Here is a 17,060-nt window from a genome sequence, read left to right on the forward strand (position 1 = left end):
CATAGAGGCTTTCATCCATGAAAAATTATGGTAAAACCTCATACATCCATTATTTTTATTCATGTGAAACCATGTTTGAATGTATGCACGAGGCCGTGCCGCGCGAAGTGAGCGCCTCGTTCGCCGCGCGTGCCGGCCGGCACCCGGAACCAGAACGACAGGCAAAAAAAAGCCCGCTGCGGGAGCGGGCTGAATCTATTTCCTTGGAGGAAGATAGAGGAGACAGATGAATGATGCCGCGTTGCAGCATATAAAACCACTTTATATTCGTGATGTCAGAAATACGCCGCAGTGATATTAGGGGCAACAAACAATTCCATGCGGCAATTTTTATGCTGACGCTTCCGTCTTTCCGTCGCCGGAACGCAACATATTCTTGATGCCGCGCAGCGCCTGCCGCACCCGCGCCTCGTTTTCGATCAGGGCGAAGCGCACGTATTCGTCGCCGTATTCGCCGAAACCGATGCCGGGCGACACGCTCACCTTGGCCTTTTGCAGCAGCAGCTTGGCAAATTCCAGCGAGCCCAGGTGACGGTAAGCTTGCGGGATGTGCGCCCAGATGTACATCGACGCCTTCGGCTTTTCCACCATCCAGCCCGCTTCATGCAAGCCTTTCACCAGCACGTCGCGGCGGCGCTGGTACTGCGCGCAGATGTCCGTCACGCAGCTTTGGTCGCCTTCCAGCGCGGCAATGGCAGCCACTTGCACGGGCGTGAAACTGCCGTAATCGTGGTAGCTCTTGATGCGCGCCAGCGCCGCCACCAGTTCCGCATTGCCCACCATGAAGCCGATGCGCCAGCCCGCCATGTTGTAGCTTTTCGACATGGTGAAAAACTCGACGGCCACGTCGCGCGCACCGGGCACCTGCATGATGGACGGCGCCTTCCAGCCATCGAAGGTGATATCGGCATACGCCAGGTCATGCACCACTAAAATATTGTGCTGCTTCGCCAGCGCGACGACGCGCTCGAAAAACTCCAGTTCCACGCATTGCGCGGTGGGGTTCGATGGAAAACCCAGCACCATCATCTTCGGTTTCGGATAGCTTTCGCGGATCGCGCGTTCCAGTTCGGCAAAGAAATCCACGCCCGGCCCCATGCGCACGGAGCGGATGTCGGCGCCCGCGATGACGGCGCCCCAGATGTGGATCGGGTAGCTGGGGTTAGGCACCAGCACCGTGTCGCCCCGGTCCAGGGTCGCCAGCATCAGATGGGCCAGGCCCTCCTTCGAGCCGATGGTGACGATGGCTTCGCTGTCCGGATCGATGTCGACCTCGTAGCGCTTCTTGTACCAGTGGGCAATCGCGCGGCGCAGCCGGGGAATGCCCTTGGAGGCGGAATAGCCGTGCGTGTCGGGACGTTTCACCGTCTCGACCAGCTTGTCGACGATGTGCGCCGGCGTGGCGCCATCGGGATTGCCCATCGACATATCGATGATGTCCTCGCCACGGCGGCGCGCGGCCATCTTGAGCTCGGCGGTGATATTGAAAACGTAGGGGGGAAGGCGATTGATGCGCGAAAAGCTGCGCGGAGCTTGGCTGTCGGTCATGGTTATCTCTGTACGTAAGCGCCCGGATCCGTCCGAGCGACGTTGGCGCAAGAGCCTATCTCTGCAGGGGATGTATTTATCTGCCGAGATAGGCTCCAAGTGCGCCTGAGAAGATACTAACCCGGCTTTGCCGACATTGGCAAGGCCGATTCGGACAGGCTACAATACGCGCTGATCGAAAATGAGCGCACCGGTTGGTAACCCGGTAAGTGCCCGGCACCGTCCGGCATGCTCCCGCCCACGCGGACCCACGGCGCTGACCCTTGGCTGTTACACCAGCCGGTGAGGTGTTCTGGTTCGTGCATTTTTCCGCCGCGCCATCCCTCCCCTGCTTTGATTAGGAATTAAAACGGATGGCAACACACGATACCGCAGCAACCGGCATGACCCTGGACCGCGCCAGCATGGAACAACAGCTGGCCCTGCCGGTGCGCCACTTCATCGATTGCGCCTTCGACGGCGAAGACCTGTCGCGCCTCGACTTGCAGGGCTGCACGTTCGAGCGCTGCACCTTTGCCGAAACGAATTTGTTCGCCAGCAAGCTGGGGCGCAGCACATGGCGCCGCTGCCGCGCAGGCAGCGCCGATTTCGAATCCGTCGACGCCGTCGACGCCACGTTTGAAGGCTGCGACCTGAACAACACGAAATGGCGGCGCGCCAAGCTGGCCTCGGCCACCTACCGCGGCTGCAAGCTGACGGGCGCCTCGTTCGAGGAAGTGGCCCACCTGGGTCTCACCTTCGAAGACAGCCTGCTGGTGGGCGCCGACCTGCGCGGCTTTTCCTTCCGCAAGGCCATACTCAAACAACTGGACTTTTCCGACGCCTACCTGGCCGGCTGCGACTTCCGCGACGCCGTCTTCGAAGGCGGCAGCTTGCGCAACGCCACCATCAAACTGGCGAAGTTCCAGGGCGCGGACTTGCGCGGCGCCGATATCGACGGTTTCAAATTGAGCGAAGCGTCCTTGCTGAAAGGCGCCGTCATCACGCATGCGCAGGCGGCCAACTTCATGCGCGCGCTCGATCTGGTGGTGATCTAAGCCTTGACCCACTGCCGTTCTTAAAAGCAAGCTTGCGGTAGAAGCGGGTTGCCGCAACGAAGGGTTCTGGGCTGCTGGCATTGCTTGTTTCATGTCCATCGCCCACTCTGCGTCGCTCGCCAGTGGTTTTTCAGACCCACACGACTTCTCACGCCACGCGATTCACCATACTCCATGCCAAATAATGCGTGCTATATTCCGCACGCAGGTTTCCATTAAACATCCGCCGACGATAGTGCCCAATTACAATGATGAAGATAATAAAAATAATCTTATTCATACTGCTGTGCATCCTGACATCCATCACCATTCCGCCAGCGGGAATAATCTTTAGTTTTATGGCGCTGCGTGAAAACAAGGAGAGCATCAGAAAATTTATCGTCAAGATATCGCCCGACACCGAAAAAATCATCCCTGCGCTGATCGAAAGATATAACGATCCCAAAACCATTATTTCACTTGTTATTTTTTCCATTGCCACGATAGGTGGCCTGATCCTCCTGGTCTCGCACCTACATGTCCAGGAAACAGATGATTATGTCAGTTACATTCTCGAACAGGTGGCGCTGACAGGCATTCTCGTCGTTGGGGTGTCAGGCATTGCATGGGTACTATTTTCGCTGAATTCCGTTTTTGCAAGCCTGCTGGCAAAAGTGGGGGTTTCCCTGGCGGTGTCTGCCTGCGTGATTTTTTCGCGCCTGAGCGCTGTCGATTTTTTTGCGGCCAATTTTCCTTTTCCGCCTTCCTACCTGCCCTTTTCATTTGGCCTCGCCACCCTGATATTTGCCTTCTCGTTCAGCGCCTTTGCCTATGCTGTGCTGGCAATCATTTTCGAGGTCATTTTCCTGTTGTTCTTGTTTATTTTCGATTTCAAGACCAATAAAAAAACCACTTACTTCCTCTTTGCAATCTCCATTGCTGGCTTTATCGGAAGTTATTCGGCGGCCCAGGCCATGATCCAAGGTATCTCAAACAAGGGGCCACTGTTCATGATCAAGGCCGCTGAACGGTATGACTTCACTACCAATCATATGTGCCAGGTACAGGCGGGTGAAACTGTCCTCTTCATTGACAATGTAGCGGATCGCGCGATTGCAGCGACTTTCCCGCCGCCCCCGCCAGGCGAAAAAATTTCCCCTCGGAATATCTCTGATGCCATATTAAAAAGCTATCTGCCGACACATTTCCGCACCGTACATTGCAACCAGCTAGCCGAAGTACAAAAGGAAGCTGGCTGGTGCGGCAGTCCCCAACGTTATGGCTATTGTGATGCCGATGGCAAACTGCGCAAATAAACAGGCAAAAAAAAGCCCGCTATGGAAGCGGGCTGAATCTATTTCCTTGGAGGAGATAGAGGAGACAAGTGCATCTTGCGGCATCGCGGCATATCACGCCACTTTATATTCATGATGATAGAAATATCCATTAGTGATAATGTGATGCCATCAGGGTTTCAAGCCGGGCGACGCGTGGTCAGCGGCAAAAATTCTCCCAGCCACACCAGCAGGGCCAGGCCCGGAAACGCCATACCGGTCAGCAAGGTTGCCTGCCAGCCATAGCTGGCATACACCCAGGCGCCGATGGCCGAGCCGGCCGCGCCGCCGGCAAAGAACAGCGCGAAATACAGCCCGTTCAGGCGGCCCCGCACTTCCGCACCCAGGCTGAAGATGGCGCGCTGGCCCAGCACCAGGTTGGCCGCCACGCCCATGTCGAGCACGATGGAAGCGACTACCAGCAAGCCCAGCGCCACGTGCTTCGATTCCGGCGCCAACATCGGCAAGGCAAACGCGACGATCCCCAGCGCCAGCGCGGCAGCCGTGGCAGGCAAGGTGTGGCCCGCGTCCGCCAGGCGGCCGGCGATGGGCGAGGCGACGGCGCCCGCCATGCCGACCAGGGCAAAGATGGCGATGCCCGTTTGCGTCAGGCCGAACGCGGGGCTGGCCAGCACCAGCGGCGTGACGGTCCAGAACAGGCTGAAGGCGCCAAACAGACCAGCGTGGTAGGCGGCGCGGCGGCGCAGGACGGGCGTACCCAGCAGCAAATGCCACAACGACGCCATCAAGGCCGGATAGCGCATGTTCGACACGGGCTGGCGCACGGGTAAGGCACGGCGCAGCACCAGCGCCAGCAATACCATCAGCACGGCGGCGCCGCCGAACACCACGTGCCAGCTCGCGTGGTCCGCCATCAGCGACGCCACGGGACGGGCCAGCATGATCCCCAGCAACAGGCCGCTGACCACCTTGCCCACCGTTTGCCCCCGCGTCGCTTCCTGCGACAGGTGGGCGGCAAACGGCACGATCACTTGCGCCGCCACGGAACCGAGGCCGATGGCCAGCGCCGCAGCCAGGAACACGATGGCGCCCGTGGAGACGGCCGCCACCACCAGCGCCGTGGCCGTCACCAGCAAGGCGGTGACGATGAGGCGGCGGTTTTCCAGCAAATCGCCCAGCGGCACGACAAACAGCAGGCCCAGGGTGTAGCCCACTTGCGTCAGGGTGACGATCAGCCCGGCCGCCTTGGCCGACAGGCCCGTCGAGGCGCTGATGGGCCCGACGAGGGTTTGCGCGTAATACAGATTGGCCACGATCAAGCCGGAAGCGATGGCCAGCAGCAGCACCATGGCGGGTGAAATATCGTGGGAAGCGGAAGGTGAGGCCTTGTTCATGTTGTTTCCTCGGTTCGGTAGGGATGTGGCTATTCTAGTCAAACCAGAGCTCAAGATAATTAGGGCATAATCCACTTACACTTTTCACATAAGATGAACAATCAAGATGGACAAGATCAAGGCCATGCAGACCTTCGTGCGCATCGTTGAAGCCAACAGCTTTTCCAAGGCGGCCGAGACCTTGAATTTGCCGCGCGCCGCGCTGACGGCCACCCTGCAAAAGCTGGAAGCCTACCTGGGCACGCAATTGCTGCAGCGAACCACGCGCCGTTTGTCGCTGACGCCGGAAGGGGCCGAGTACTTTCGCCATTGCCTCGATATTTTGAAAGCCGTCGAGACGGCGGAACTGGCCTTCCGTGGGCCCGATGCGAAAAAACCGCGTGGCTTACTGCGCATCAATCTGCCCAACACGGTAGGCCGGCGCCTGATCATTCCCCATATCGCGCAGTTTCACGCCGCCTGGCCGGACGTGCAACTGCAGCTGAGCCTGACGGACCGCCTGGTCGACCTGACGCAGGAAGGCATCGATTGCGCCTTGCGCGTGGGTACCTTGCAAGACTCCGCCTTCATCGGCAAACAGGTCGGCCTGATGCGCTTCGTCACCTGCGCGTCCCCTGCCTACCTGGCGCGCCACGGCACGCCGCACACCCTGGCCGACTTGGCCGCGCACAGCGGCATCATGCATTACTCGGGCCGCACGGGACGCGCTTTCGACTGGGATTTTCAACAAGGCAAGGAGGTCGTGCGCGTGCAGATGGCCGGCCCCATCGCCGTCAACGATGCCGACGCCAGCGTCGCCTGCGCCTTGCAGGGGCTGGGACTGGCGCAGGCGGCCGTGTACCAGGTGCGCGAACACCTCGACAGCGGCGCCCTGGTGGCCGTGCTGGCCGATCACCCGCCGACGCCCATGCCCATGTCCTTGCTGACGCCGCAAGGCCGGCTGGCCACGCCCAAGGTGCAGGCGTTTGCCGGCTGGATCACGGCCCTGCTGGCGGAAAATGCGGATGTGCAGGCGGGCGCATGAAATCCGGGGCTGGGTGCTAATAAGCATGAGACCCTATTTTTGGAAAGTCAAAGCGTTCTCCACTGCTTTTCCGCATCGCAACAAGAAAATTGCCGACCGTACCTTTGGACCCTAACCCTGCTGACTCGACGAAGTGAGTATGGTACCGATGAAGTGGCCAGGCTCATGCACGGCATTTTTGCCCAATAGTAGTCGGCATCAATAGGGAATTTTCCCAGCTAAGCAGGGAAAATTCGAAGCCCACCCGCAAACTTAGCAGGCGTCCAGAAAACTGTGCGCCACGACTTCAAAGGAAGCGAAGGACTCTTCGAAACTCGGCGGGTCGAGGTCATACACAAGTGGCATGAGATTTCGCGTGTAGCGCTCTTTCAGCTCGCCATTTTCTTTCGCGGCAATCAAAGTCCGCTTAAGCACAGACACGGGGTCGACATCGAATTCGGGGTTTTGCCCTTTGAATTCGTCTCGGTCGCTCAAGACAAGCCGTGAGAAAATACCCTTAGCGGCAGTAAGGGAATCACCCGACTGCTCCGCAATCCTGGCGACATCGTAGACATGCCGCACCAGCGCAGGGTCGATATCTCCTTTAGTCTGGTGGCCGTCCCATTTGTAGGCGCAACGTCGTAGCAAAGAGAGAACTTTTTCCGCCATGGTCTCAGCCACCGAAATGCAATCAATCGAGAGCGTTGTGCTAGGCGCAATGCCCGCCAACGATTCATAGAGATAGCCAAACTCTCGTTTTTCGAGTGGTAAAAGAGGGGAGCGTTGAATCAGTTCAAGCTTAAGCTCGGGCCGTAGGCTTGGGAGTTGGTCGTATGCCGACTTATAACCGGCACCGACCACATAGTAACGGTGCGCATCGCGAATGCGCGGATTTTCACCTCCGTCAGGGTACGCGAGCAACGGGAATCCCAACGTCGCCAACAATGAAGGGAGAACTTCGTGTAATGCGATTAAGCGAACACGGTCTCCGCGCCCCTTCTTCAGGGGTTTGGGCGTTGGCGACAGCAAAACTTTAATGTCGATGTCTTCCGACATTCGATTGATGAGTCCATGCGCTTTGGACAGACACGTCCCACCAGCGAAAACTAACTGAATGCCAACGTCATGGCGAGTTAGCTCTCCCCCTCGCGTGTTGAGGTCGCTGAAATGGTCGTGCGAAACCTGGAGCTCGCTCAATCCTTTGAGAAGCTCGGTGATATGGATATCTTTTTCAGCGGTCTGTACCGGCAGGCCCCGAAGGAGTCCCTCCGCAGCAAGGTCTTCAAGCGCTCGCTGTTGTTTGTCCGTAATCGTTCTCATAGACTACCGAGCGGCCTCCCACCGCAATTTTCCTGCGGATACGTTGGCCACCAGTATTGGCAACGAAGGCCCCTGGAAGTTGGGTTGTCTTGCCGGAATTATATGCCGCAGCTGCCTTACTTGGGCGTACTGTTACCCCTAATTTTTTCAACGCCTCAGTCGCCAACGTCTCAAGACTGCCTGCCGGGATAGTCGCCCCTGTAACAGAACTCTTGCGTGTTTTGGCGTAGACGCCAGTCCCAATCCTGACCAGCACGCCCTTAGCCTGCAACGATTTAAGTGCCTCGGTCACCTGTGATGCACTTCCCAAACGGGCTATTTCTGCTCGCAAAATTACATTACCAGTACGCTGTTTCACTGACCGAAGCATACGCTCTTCAAGTTTCATTTTCACTCCTGCCAAGGGTGCACATCAAAGACTATAGCAACCTCCCAGCAATTGTCAAGACTAATCCTTATATAACAATGACTTACGTCGACACACATTACCGACTGGCGAGCAATATCTGAAACAATTTCAAGCACGTAAATTACTTGAGAGAATTACCGCAAACCTCTTGACCAAGTTGCCGCCATAAGGTCAGAGGGCACCATCAGCGGCAACATTTGGTTGCCAACGACTTATTAACACCGCCGGGACAAAAAAAAAGCCCGCTACGAGAGCGGGCTGAATCTATTTTCTTGGAGGAGAATAGAGGAGACAAGTGCATTATGCTGCATCGCGGCATATCCATCCAATTGATTGTTGGAATGATAGAAATACACTAAACAGATAACTCTCCCTCGCCCCAAAACAAAAGCTGGGGTCAGACCCGGCGGGTCTGACCCCAAGTTCATTACTTCGCTGCCGTCACCGGCGTCGCCTTGCCATCCGCGCCATACGGCAAGACCTTGGCCGCCATGCGCGTATCGGCCTTGATCAGCGCCACCTCGTCGGCCAGGATGCGCGCCGCTTCGTTCAGCAGCACGTCCTTGGCGCTCTTGGCGGCCGTTTCGGCGTCCAGTTCGGCGCTCAGCGCGCGCTCGTCGCCCTGCAAGCCGTCGTCGGTGCGCAAGGCGCCCTTCACGGCGGCGATCTGCTTGGCTGTCTTGCTGGCCGCTTTCGCGCCCTTGAGCACGTCTTTCGGATCGGGAATCACCACGAGGTCGTCGGCCGGATTCGAAATTTGCGCAATCAGGCGCTTCTCACGCGCCTTGGCGCGCGCTTCCTGGGCGTCGCGCTCCTTGCGGCGCACGGTTTCATTGAGCGAAATCTGGTTTTCCTTGCGCTGCTTGACGACGAGGGCGATGTCATCGAGCAAGTACTGGAAATCCTTGTCCTTGGCCACGCGCGCTTCATGCTTCTTGTCCAGCAGCGGCACGATATCCTTCAGGTCGCCCGTCGGCATGTACGGCGCCGGCTTGATGGCCACCCATGGCAGGGCATTGTCATAGCTCGATTCGCCGAAGTTTTCCGTGTCCGACATGGCCGGCAGCTTGATGTCGGGGGTGACGCCGCGCAACTGCGTGGTGCCGCCGTTGATGCGGAAGAACTGGGCGATGGTCATTTTCAGCTCGCCGAAACGGGCTTTCTCGCTGCCGCCGAAACGGTCGAGGTTGAACAGGGTTTGTACGGTGCCCTTGCCGAAGCTGCCTTCGCCGATGATGACGCCTCGGCCGTAATCCTGCACGGCGGCGGCGAAAATTTCGGAAGCGGAAGCCGAGCCGCGGTTGATCAGCACGCCCATCGGGCCATCCCAGGCCAGGCCGGAATTGGTGTCGCTTTCCACGTCGACCTTGCCTTCGGCATTGCGCTGCATCACGACCGGGCCCTTGTCGATGAACAAGCCCGTCAGTTCGACGGCTTCGTTCAGCGAACCGCCGCCGTTGTTGCGCAGGTCGATCAGGACGTTGTCGACCTTGTCCTTCTTCAGCTCGGCCAGCAAACGGCTGACGTCGCGCGTGGCGCTTTTAAAGTCCTTGTCGCCACGGCGGCGCGCTTCGAAGTCCTGGTAGAACGTCGGCAGGGAAATGACGCCGATGCGGCGCTTGACGCCGTTCTCGCGCACTTCGATGATCGATTTCTTCGCCGCCTGCTCTTCCATGCTGATTTTCTTGCGCACCAGCGGCAAGACCACGTGCTTGGCATCGGGGCCGGCGTCGGCCGGCAGGATGTCGAGGCGCACCACGGAATCCTTGGCGCCGCGGATCAGCTGCACCACGTCGTCGATGCGCATGCCCAGCACTTCGGTGATGGGGCCGCTTTCGCCCTGCCCCACGCCGACGATGCGGTCGCCCACTTTCAGCTTGCCCGACAGGCCGGCCGGGCTGCCCGGCACCACTTCGCGCACCACCGTGTATTCGTCGCGCGTCTGCAGCACGGCGCCGATGCCTTCGAGCGACAGCCGCATGGCGATGTCGAAGTTGTCCGAGGCGCGCGGTCCCAGGTAATTGGTATGCGGTTCGATCGACATGGCATAGGCGTTCATGAAGATCTGGAACACGTCTTCGCTGTTGAGCTTGCGCGCACGGGTCGTGTAGCTTTCATAGCGCTTGTCCAGCGTCTCGCGGATGGCCTTGTCTTCCTTGCCCGCCAGTTTCAGGCGCAGCCAGTCGTTCTTGACGCGCTTGCGCCACAGGTCGCGCACTTCCTCGTCATTCTTCGGCCAGGCGGCCTTTTCGCGGTCGAGCTGGTAGCTTTCGTCGGCCGTGAAGTCGAACTTGGTTTTGAGCAATTCACGCGCATACGCCATGCGCTCGTCGAAACGCTGCTGGTACAGGTTGTAGATGGCGAACGGCGCCGTCAAGTCTTCATTGATGATGGCGTCGTCCAGCTTGGTGCGCAAGGGAGCGAAGCGGTCGATGTCGGCATGCACGAAAAACAGTTTTTCCGCGTCCAGGGACTTGAAATAGCGGTCGAAGATTTTCTCCGACATGGCGTCGTCGAGCGGCATGGCCTTGTAATGGACGCGCGTCAATACGCGCGAGGCCCACAAGGCGGCCTGCGTTTGCTGGGCCAGCGGCTTCATGGGTAGCGGAGGAGCGGCGCTCTTGTCCGTCTGGGCTGCGCCAGCGTGGGCTGACAGGGCAAGCACCAGGGTGACCAGCATCATTTGCTTCTTCATCGGCTTCTCCGAAAATTAGTTGAATCAATTCCAGGCGGCGCAGCTATTCATGCGCCAGCCAGCAAGACAGTAAGGGGAATACACGACTGGTCTGCATATTATTCTACAGGATACGGCCTGGCAGTCTCCCAAGGAATATCAGTTTCTTCCTGGAAGCTTAAACGCGGATTAAAGACGGCGTCTCATTCATTACAAAGTGAAACATGCGTGACAAAAATCACATCGCTCGCCAGCGATGGCCATCAACACGTTCCATAGAAATCAAAAAAGTCAATGGGCCGCTGATGCAATCCTTGATGCAGGTAGCGTTTTTATGGGAAAAATTAATTCCTGCGGGAAACACTTAGTAACAAATGGCAAGCAACATGCTATCATCGCGCCCTGAAATCCGGCTTGCCTGCGCGTGATTCCCACAGCCGGAGCGCTTTCGTTGCAACAGTATCCCACCAGATCCCCTCCCCGCGTGTCATGTCATGACCAGGAATGGCCGAGCTGATTACCCTTTGCCAGACTCACACTATGCCTACAATTTCCTTCTCCCCCCGCCACTGGAGTGTCGGGGGCAAGATTACCGTCTTCACGTTTGCCCTGGTCAGCCTGATCCTCGCCAGCCTGACGACCTTGATCAGCATCCGCACCTCCAATGCCCTGGAACAGCGCGCCGAAGCGGCCGTCACCAGCGAACTCAATAGCGTCATGACGACCACGGAAGTATTCCATACGGCCATGGTCAACGAAGCGGCCAGCTTTGCGCGCCTGTTCGCGGCCGAATTTCCCGGCCCGTTCACGGTCGACACGGGCGCCATGGTGGCCGTGGCCGGCAAGGCCACGCCGGCCCTGGCCAACGGCGGCAAGGTGCTCAACCTCGACACGGCCGTGGTCGACCGCTACACGGCGCAAACGGGCGTGATCGCCACCATCTTCGCCGCCAACGGCGATGAATTCGTGCGCATCAGCACGTCGCTGAAGAAACAGGATGGCGAACGCGCCATCGGCACCCAGCTCGACCACAACCACCCGAGCTATGCGCCGCTGCGCGCGGGCCAGCGCTTCGTTGGCATGGCAACCTTGTTTGGCAAGCAATACATCACCCAGTACGACCCCGTGCGCGACGCGGGCGGCAAGGTGGTGGGCGTGCTGTTCATCGGCCTGGACATCAGCAAGAATCTGGCCATGCTGAAAGAGAAGATTCGCCAGGTCAAGATCGGCCAGACGGGCTACATCTATATCGTCGACACGGCGCCCGGCGCCAATTACGGCCACCTGGTGCTGCACCCGAACAGCGAAGGCAAGAGCGCGCTCGAGTTCAAGGCCAGCGATGGCCGATTGTTCATCCAGGACATGCTGGCGCAGAAAGACGGCGCCATGCGCTACACGTGGACGGCGCCCGGCGAAACGGCTGCCCTCGCGCGCGAAAAACAGCTGTTTTACCGCCAGTTCAAGGATTGGCAATGGATCATCGCGGGCGGCACGTTCACGGACGAGATCACGGCGGAAGCGCGCCAGCTGCGCAACCAGCTGGCCATTTCCGGCTTCATCGCCCTGCTCGTCTTCGCCCTGCTGCTGTACTGGCTGGTGCGCGCGCTCGTGTCGCGCCCGCTGGCCGCCGCCGAAACGGCCGCCGCGCAAATCGCCGCCGGCGACCTGACGGTGCACCTCGATACCAGCAGCCTGGATGAAATCGGCCGCCTGCTGCGCGCCATGAACCGCATCAGCGACAACCTGTCGCAAGTGGTCGGCAACGTGCGCGGCAGCGCCGGGCAAATTGCCATGGCCTCCGGCGAAATCGCCAGCGGCAACCTGGATCTGTCGAGCCGCACGGAACAGCAAGCCAGCTCGCTGGAAGAGACGGCCGCCTCGATGGAAGAGCTGAGCTCCACCGTCCGCCAGAACGTCGACCATGCGCAGCAGGCCAGCCGGCTGGCGCACGAATCGTCCAGCCTGGCAGCCGAAGGCGGCGCGGCCGTGGCACAGGTGGCCAGCACCATGGACGCCATCCGCAGCTCGTCGGGCAAGATCGCCGACATCATCGGCGTCATCGACGGCATCGCCTTCCAGACGAATATCCTGGCCTTGAACGCGGCCGTGGAAGCGGCCCGGGCCGGCGAACAGGGACGCGGCTTCGCCGTCGTCGCCACCGAGGTGCGCACCCTGGCGCAGCGCTCGACGGCCGCCGCGAAAGACATCAAGGACCTGATTCAGGCATCGGCCGGCACGGTGGACCTGGGCCACACCCAGGTAAGCCAGGCCAGCGCCACCATGGACACGGTGGTGGCCAGCGTGCAGCAGCTGAGCACCATCATGGCCGAGATCGCGCAGGCGAGCGACGAGCAGCGCAGCGGCATCGAGCAAGTCAACCAGGCCATCGCCCAGATGGACCAGGTGACCCAGCAGAACGCGGCCCTGGTGGAAGAGGCGGCCGCGGCCGCCGACGCCTTGCAGGAGCAGGCGCAGGAGCTGAACCAGGTGGTGGGCGTGTTCAAGCTGTAAGGTCATGCCGGGTGCTAAGATGAGGCGATATTCACCGCGCCAGGAGGCACCCATGCACGACGACTACGTTTTGATCGCCCGGCTGATGATCCCCACGGATGCGCACGTCATCCGCGGCTGCCTGGCCGCGGCCGGCATCGACGTGCTGCTGACGGATGACCAGCACATGCAGGCCGACATGCTGCTGGCGGCCGCCATCGGCGGCGCCCGCGTCATGGTGCGCGAACACGACGTGGCGCGCGCCAATGACATCCTCGCCGCCTTCGAGCGGGGCGATCTGGCGCTGGCGGACGATGCCGATGTGGGGACGCCCGTCGCCGATTAATTTACGAGTAGAAACAGCGCCCGCACGCCTGGCGGTAAGACTCATTGCCGCCAATACTGATCTGCTCGCCTTCCTTGATGCGGCGGCCCTGCTCGTCCACGCGGATGTTCATCGTGGCCTTCTTGCCGCAGGTACAGATATTCTTCAGTTCCTCGATATCGTCGGCCAGCGCCAGCAGATAGGCCGAGCCGGGGAACGGTTCGCCCTTGAAATCCGTGCGCAAGCCGTAGCAGATGACGGGCACGCCCTTCACTTGCGCCAGCTGGTGCAGCTGCTGCACCTGGGCCGTGCTGAGAAATTGCGCCTCATCCACCAGCAAACAAGCCACCTGGGGAATAGCGTCGAGAAAATTCGTGTCGGCATGGAAGATATCGACCTGACGCTGCGGGCCCAGGCGCGAGGTGACCCTGCCCACGCCGTAGCGGCTGTCGATGGCGGCCGTGTACAGGCGCACCTGCTGGCCCTGCTCTTCATAGTTGTGCGCGACCTGCAACAAGGCCGTCGACTTGCCCGCGTTCATTGCGGAATACCGGAAATAAAGTTTTGCCACTGCCGCCTGCCCTGTTCGTCTGGTTTTTCAAAGATACTGTTTAGCACCTTTTCGAGGCGTGATTATAAATCGCAATGGCAAGCTTGCGGCAGCTTAATCCATGCGCCATTGCCGAGGCAAGGCGCCGGAAAACGGTGCATACTGGGATGATGCAAATCCGCAGGCATATGCGAAAGCCGCATATGCAAGCATGCAAACATTCGTTCGCCGCACCCGTCCACCCGCCTACACTGCGCGGCACGGAAGGCGGCTCGGGACACAATCCGGAGCGGCTGTTTCTCTGACAGGAGCCACCATGAATGATCGAATGCCATCCCCATCCCGGCCGCCAGCGCTATACCAGCTGATCGGCAATACCCCGCTGGTCGAAGTCACCAGGCTCGACACGGGCCTGTGCCAGCTGTTCCTGAAACTGGAATCGCAAAATCCCGGCGGTTCCATCAAGGACCGCATCGGCCTGTCCATCATCGAAGCGGCCGAAGCGGACGGCCGCCTGCAGCCAGGCGGCACCATCGTCGAGGCGACGGCCGGCAATACCGGCATCGGCCTGGCCCTGGTCGGCCGCATCAAGGGCTACCGAGTGATCCTCGTCGTACCCGACAAGATGTCGACGGAAAAGGTGCTGCACCTGAAAGCCCTGGGCGCCGAAGTGCACACCACGCGCTCGGACGTGGGCAAGGGCCATCCCGAGTACTACCAGGATTACGCGGCACGCCTGGCGCGCGACCTGCCCGGCGCCTTCTTCGCCGACCAGTTCAACAACCCCGCCAACCCGCTGGCCCACGAAACGACGACGGCGCCCGAAATCTGGGAGCAAACTGGCCATGACGTGGACGCCATCGTCGTCGGCGTCGGCTCGTCCGGCACCCTGACGGGCCTGACGCGCTACTTCCGCAAGGTACAGCCCAAGCTGGAATTCGTGCTGGCCGACCCGCAAGGCTCCATCCTCACCGAATACATCGACACGGGCAAGGTGTCCGACACGAGCGGCTCGTGGGCCGTCGAAGGCATCGGCGAAGATTTTATCCCGTCGATCGCCGATATGGACAGCGTGAAAAAAGCCTACACGATTACTGACCAGGAAAGCTTTGATTCCGCGCGCGCCCTGCTGCGCGCCGAAGGTATTTTAGGCGGCTCGTCCACCGGCACCCTGCTGGCCGCCGCCCTCAAATACTGCCGCGAACAGACCACGCCGAAGCGCGTCGTCACCTTCGTGTGCGACACGGGGACGCGCTACCTGTCGAAGGTCTACAACGATGGCTGGATGCGCGACCAGGGTTTGCTGCAGCGGGCGCGCTCGGGCGACTTGCGCGACCTGATCGGGCGCCGCTACGACGAGGGCGACGTCGTCAGCGTGGCCCCTGGCGACACCCTGCTCACGGCCTTCAACCGCATGCGCGCCAGCGACCTGGCGCAACTGCCCGTCATCGACGGCGGCCAGCTGGTCGGCATCATCGACGAATCGGACTTGCTGCTGCACGTTTCCAGCGACGCCGCGCATTTCGCGGGCCTGGTGGGCGCCACCATGACCACGCAGATCGAAACCCTGGCGCCATCGAGCGGCTTGCCCGCCCTGCGCGCCACCTTGGACCGGGGTCTGACGGCCGTCGTCGCCGACGATACCGGATTCTATGGCCTGATCACCCGCTTCGACCTTCTCAACCACTTACGCAGGACACTATCTTGAGTCAAGAAACCACCCGCAAGAGCCATCTGGCCACCCGCGTCATCCACGCCGGCCAGTCGCCCGACCCGTCGACGGGCGCCATCATGCCGCCCATTTACGCCACCTCCACCTTCGTGCAGGACAGCCCCGGCGTGCACAAGGGACTCGATTACGGCCGCTCGCACAATCCCACGCGCTGGGCGCTCGAGCGCTGCGTGGCCGACCTGGAAGGCGGCAGCGCGGGCTTCGCCTTCGCCTCGGGCCTAGCCGCCATTTCGTCCGTGCTGGAATTGCTGGACGCGGGCAGCCACATCGTCGCCGGCGACGACATGTACGGCGGCACGTATCGACTGTTTGAACGAGTCCGCCGCCGCTCGGCCGGCCATGCGTTCACGTACGTCGACCTGACCAATCCCGAAAACCTGCTGGCCGCGCTGCGCCCGGAAACGAAGATGGTGTGGGTCGAAACGCCGACCAACCCGATGCTGAAACTGGCCGATTTGCGTGCGATTGCCGACATCTGCCGCGAGCGGGGCATCATCGCCGTGGCCGACAACACATTTGCCAGCCCGCTGGTGCAGCGCCCGCTGGAACATGGCTTCGACATCGTCGTCCATTCGACCACCAAGTACCTGAACGGCCACTCGGACATCATCGGCGGCATCGCCATCGTCGGCGCGGAAGAACGCCAGGCGGAATGGCGCGAACAGCTGGGCTTCCTGCAAAACTCGGTGGGCGCGATCGCCGGGCCGTTCGACAGTTTCCTGGCCCTGCGCGGCGTGAAAACCCTGGCCATCCGCATGCAGCGCCATTGCGAAAGCGCCCTGGCCCTGGCGCAGTGGCTGGAGCAGCAGAAGGAAGTAAAACACGTGTTTTATCCGGGCCTGGCATCGCACCCCCAGCACGCGCTGGCGCAGCGCCAGATGGACGGTTTCGGCGGCATCATCTCGATCGACCTCGATACCGACCTGGCCGGCGCGCGGCGCTTCCTCGAACGCTGCGAGGTGTTCGCCCTGGCCGAAAGCCTGGGCGGCGTGGAAAGCCTGATCGAGCACCCGGCCCTGATGACGCATGCCAGCATTCCTGCCGAGCAGCGAGCCAGGCTGGGCATCGGCGACGGCTTGATCCGCCTGTCGGTGGGGATCGAGGATATCGAGGATTTGCGCCACGATCTGCGCACGGCGCTCGACGCGATTTGAGGTGGGGATTTGTCGGATTACGCGGCGTACCGCCGCTAATCCGACCTTGTATTCTTCCCCTCATGCCGTTCGTGGTATTGCGAACGGTATCGACCGCTGTCAAAATCTTGGTAGGCATATCAAGACCGGGTAACTGGATGCCGTATCCGC

The 17,060-nt window shown here is 60.4% G+C and carries 14 protein-coding genes; 8 read left to right on the forward strand and 6 right to left on the reverse strand.

Going from position 1 to position 17,060, the window contains the following annotated elements:
• Positions 1–17 precede the first annotated feature (17 nt).
• Positions 18–230 carry a hypothetical protein gene (locus ACQ4W4_RS25875; protein ID WP_436544394.1) on the forward strand — a complete coding sequence of 71 codons (213 nt, stop codon included), beginning with the start codon at positions 18–20 and terminating at the stop codon, positions 228–230.
• A gap of 100 nt (positions 231–330) precedes the next feature.
• Here the strand turns inward: ACQ4W4_RS25875 and alaC are convergent, their stop codons facing one another.
• Positions 331–1,548: an alanine transaminase gene (alaC, locus tag ACQ4W4_RS25880; protein ID WP_436544395.1), complete on the reverse strand. Its 1,218-nt coding sequence runs from the start codon at positions 1,546–1,548 to the stop codon at positions 331–333.
• 353 nt (positions 1,549–1,901) lie between these two features.
• Between alaC and ACQ4W4_RS25885 the strand changes: the two genes are divergently transcribed.
• Together ACQ4W4_RS25885 and ACQ4W4_RS25890 are read left to right on the forward strand one after the other, a co-directional pair.
• Positions 1,902–2,585: a pentapeptide repeat-containing protein gene (locus ACQ4W4_RS25885; protein WP_436544396.1), complete on the forward strand. Its 684-nt coding sequence runs from the start codon at positions 1,902–1,904 to the stop codon at positions 2,583–2,585.
• 248 nt (positions 2,586–2,833) lie between these two features.
• The gene (locus ACQ4W4_RS25890) at positions 2,834–3,880 is read left to right on the forward strand and encodes a hypothetical protein (protein WP_436544397.1); all 1,047 of its coding nucleotides are present in this window, start codon (positions 2,834–2,836) and stop codon (positions 3,878–3,880) included.
• Positions 3,881–4,038: 158 nt separating this feature from the next.
• On the opposite strand, the gene ACQ4W4_RS25895 is transcribed toward ACQ4W4_RS25890, so the two are convergent.
• Positions 4,039–5,253, reverse strand: a complete 1,215-nt coding sequence (locus ACQ4W4_RS25895; protein ID WP_436544398.1) for an MFS transporter — start codon at positions 5,251–5,253, stop codon at positions 4,039–4,041.
• A gap of 106 nt (positions 5,254–5,359) precedes the next feature.
• On the opposite strand from ACQ4W4_RS25895, the gene ACQ4W4_RS25900 reads away from it, so the two are divergent.
• The gene (locus tag ACQ4W4_RS25900) at positions 5,360–6,277 is read left to right on the forward strand and encodes a LysR family transcriptional regulator (protein ID WP_436544399.1); all 918 of its coding nucleotides are present in this window, start codon (positions 5,360–5,362) and stop codon (positions 6,275–6,277) included.
• A 252-nt stretch (positions 6,278–6,529) separates the two neighbouring features.
• Here ACQ4W4_RS25900 and ACQ4W4_RS25905 read toward each other — a convergent pair whose 3' ends face one another.
• The 3 genes from ACQ4W4_RS25905 to ACQ4W4_RS25915 form a co-directional block, all read right to left on the reverse strand.
• On the reverse strand, positions 6,530–7,576 hold the full coding sequence (locus ACQ4W4_RS25905) for a nucleotidyl transferase AbiEii/AbiGii toxin family protein (RefSeq protein ID WP_436544400.1): 1,047 nt from the start codon (positions 7,574–7,576) through the stop codon (positions 6,530–6,532).
• The gene (locus ACQ4W4_RS25910; RefSeq protein ID WP_131689323.1) at positions 7,539–7,964 is read right to left on the reverse strand and encodes a DUF6088 family protein; all 426 of its coding nucleotides are present in this window, start codon (positions 7,962–7,964) and stop codon (positions 7,539–7,541) included. The genes ACQ4W4_RS25905 and ACQ4W4_RS25910 overlap by 38 nt, the downstream gene beginning before the upstream one ends.
• A 448-nt stretch (positions 7,965–8,412) precedes the next feature.
• Positions 8,413–10,680, reverse strand: a complete 2,268-nt coding sequence (locus ACQ4W4_RS25915) for a carboxy terminal-processing peptidase (protein ID WP_436544401.1) — start codon at positions 10,678–10,680, stop codon at positions 8,413–8,415.
• Between the two features lie 519 nt (positions 10,681–11,199).
• On the opposite strand from ACQ4W4_RS25915, the gene ACQ4W4_RS25920 reads away from it, so the two are divergent.
• Positions 11,200–13,170, forward strand: coding sequence for a methyl-accepting chemotaxis protein (locus tag ACQ4W4_RS25920; RefSeq protein ID WP_436544402.1), 1,971 nt, complete (start codon positions 11,200–11,202; stop codon positions 13,168–13,170).
• A 52-nt stretch (positions 13,171–13,222) separates the two neighbouring features.
• Entirely contained in the window at positions 13,223–13,495 is a 273-nt protein-coding gene (locus tag ACQ4W4_RS25925) for a putative signal transducing protein (protein WP_436544403.1), read from the forward strand.
• A gap of 1 nt (position 13,496) precedes the next feature.
• On the opposite strand, the gene ACQ4W4_RS25930 is transcribed toward ACQ4W4_RS25925, so the two are convergent.
• A complete protein-coding gene (locus ACQ4W4_RS25930) occupies positions 13,497–14,045 on the reverse strand; it encodes a thymidine kinase (protein ID WP_070313504.1) in 549 nt (182 codons plus the stop codon).
• A gap of 295 nt (positions 14,046–14,340) precedes the next feature.
• Between ACQ4W4_RS25930 and ACQ4W4_RS25935 the strand changes: the two genes are divergently transcribed.
• Positions 14,341–15,732, forward strand: coding sequence for a pyridoxal-phosphate dependent enzyme (locus tag ACQ4W4_RS25935; protein WP_436544404.1), 1,392 nt, complete (start codon positions 14,341–14,343; stop codon positions 15,730–15,732).
• The gene (locus ACQ4W4_RS25940) at positions 15,729–16,910 is read left to right on the forward strand and encodes a trans-sulfuration enzyme family protein (RefSeq protein WP_436544405.1); all 1,182 of its coding nucleotides are present in this window, start codon (positions 15,729–15,731) and stop codon (positions 16,908–16,910) included. Before ACQ4W4_RS25935 ends, ACQ4W4_RS25940 begins: the two co-directional genes overlap by 4 nt.
• Positions 16,911–17,060: the final 150 nt, after the last annotated feature.

It is taken from the genome of Janthinobacterium glycogeni (genome assembly GCF_051380725.1).
In the GTDB taxonomy this organism is placed as follows: domain Bacteria; phylum Pseudomonadota; class Gammaproteobacteria; order Burkholderiales; family Burkholderiaceae_D; genus Janthinobacterium.

Excerpts from the sequence above, each read along its gene's own strand:
- ACQ4W4_RS25915 (WP_436544401.1), bottom strand. The coding sequence starts at position 10,680 with ATGAAGAAGCAAATGATGCTGGTCACCCTGGTGCTTGCCCTGTCAGCC.
- ACQ4W4_RS25900 (WP_436544399.1), top strand. The coding sequence starts at position 5,360 with ATGGACAAGATCAAGGCCATGCAGACCTTCGTGCGCATCGTTGAAGCC.
- alaC (WP_436544395.1), bottom strand. The coding sequence starts at position 1,548 with ATGACCGACAGCCAAGCTCCGCGCAGCTTTTCGCGCATCAATCGCCTT.
- ACQ4W4_RS25910 (WP_131689323.1), bottom strand. The coding sequence starts at position 7,964 with ATGAAACTTGAAGAGCGTATGCTTCGGTCAGTGAAACAGCGTACTGGT.
- ACQ4W4_RS25925 (WP_436544403.1), top strand. The coding sequence starts at position 13,223 with ATGCACGACGACTACGTTTTGATCGCCCGGCTGATGATCCCCACGGAT.
- ACQ4W4_RS25875 (WP_436544394.1), top strand. The coding sequence starts at position 18 with ATGAAAAATTATGGTAAAACCTCATACATCCATTATTTTTATTCATGT.
- ACQ4W4_RS25920 (WP_436544402.1), top strand. The coding sequence starts at position 11,200 with ATGCCTACAATTTCCTTCTCCCCCCGCCACTGGAGTGTCGGGGGCAAG.
- ACQ4W4_RS25905 (WP_436544400.1), bottom strand. The coding sequence starts at position 7,576 with ATGAGAACGATTACGGACAAACAACAGCGAGCGCTTGAAGACCTTGCT.
- ACQ4W4_RS25935 (WP_436544404.1), top strand. The coding sequence starts at position 14,341 with ATGAATGATCGAATGCCATCCCCATCCCGGCCGCCAGCGCTATACCAG.
- ACQ4W4_RS25885 (WP_436544396.1), top strand. The coding sequence starts at position 1,902 with ATGGCAACACACGATACCGCAGCAACCGGCATGACCCTGGACCGCGCC.
- ACQ4W4_RS25895 (WP_436544398.1), bottom strand. The coding sequence starts at position 5,253 with ATGAACAAGGCCTCACCTTCCGCTTCCCACGATATTTCACCCGCCATG.
- ACQ4W4_RS25890 (WP_436544397.1), top strand. The coding sequence starts at position 2,834 with ATGATGAAGATAATAAAAATAATCTTATTCATACTGCTGTGCATCCTG.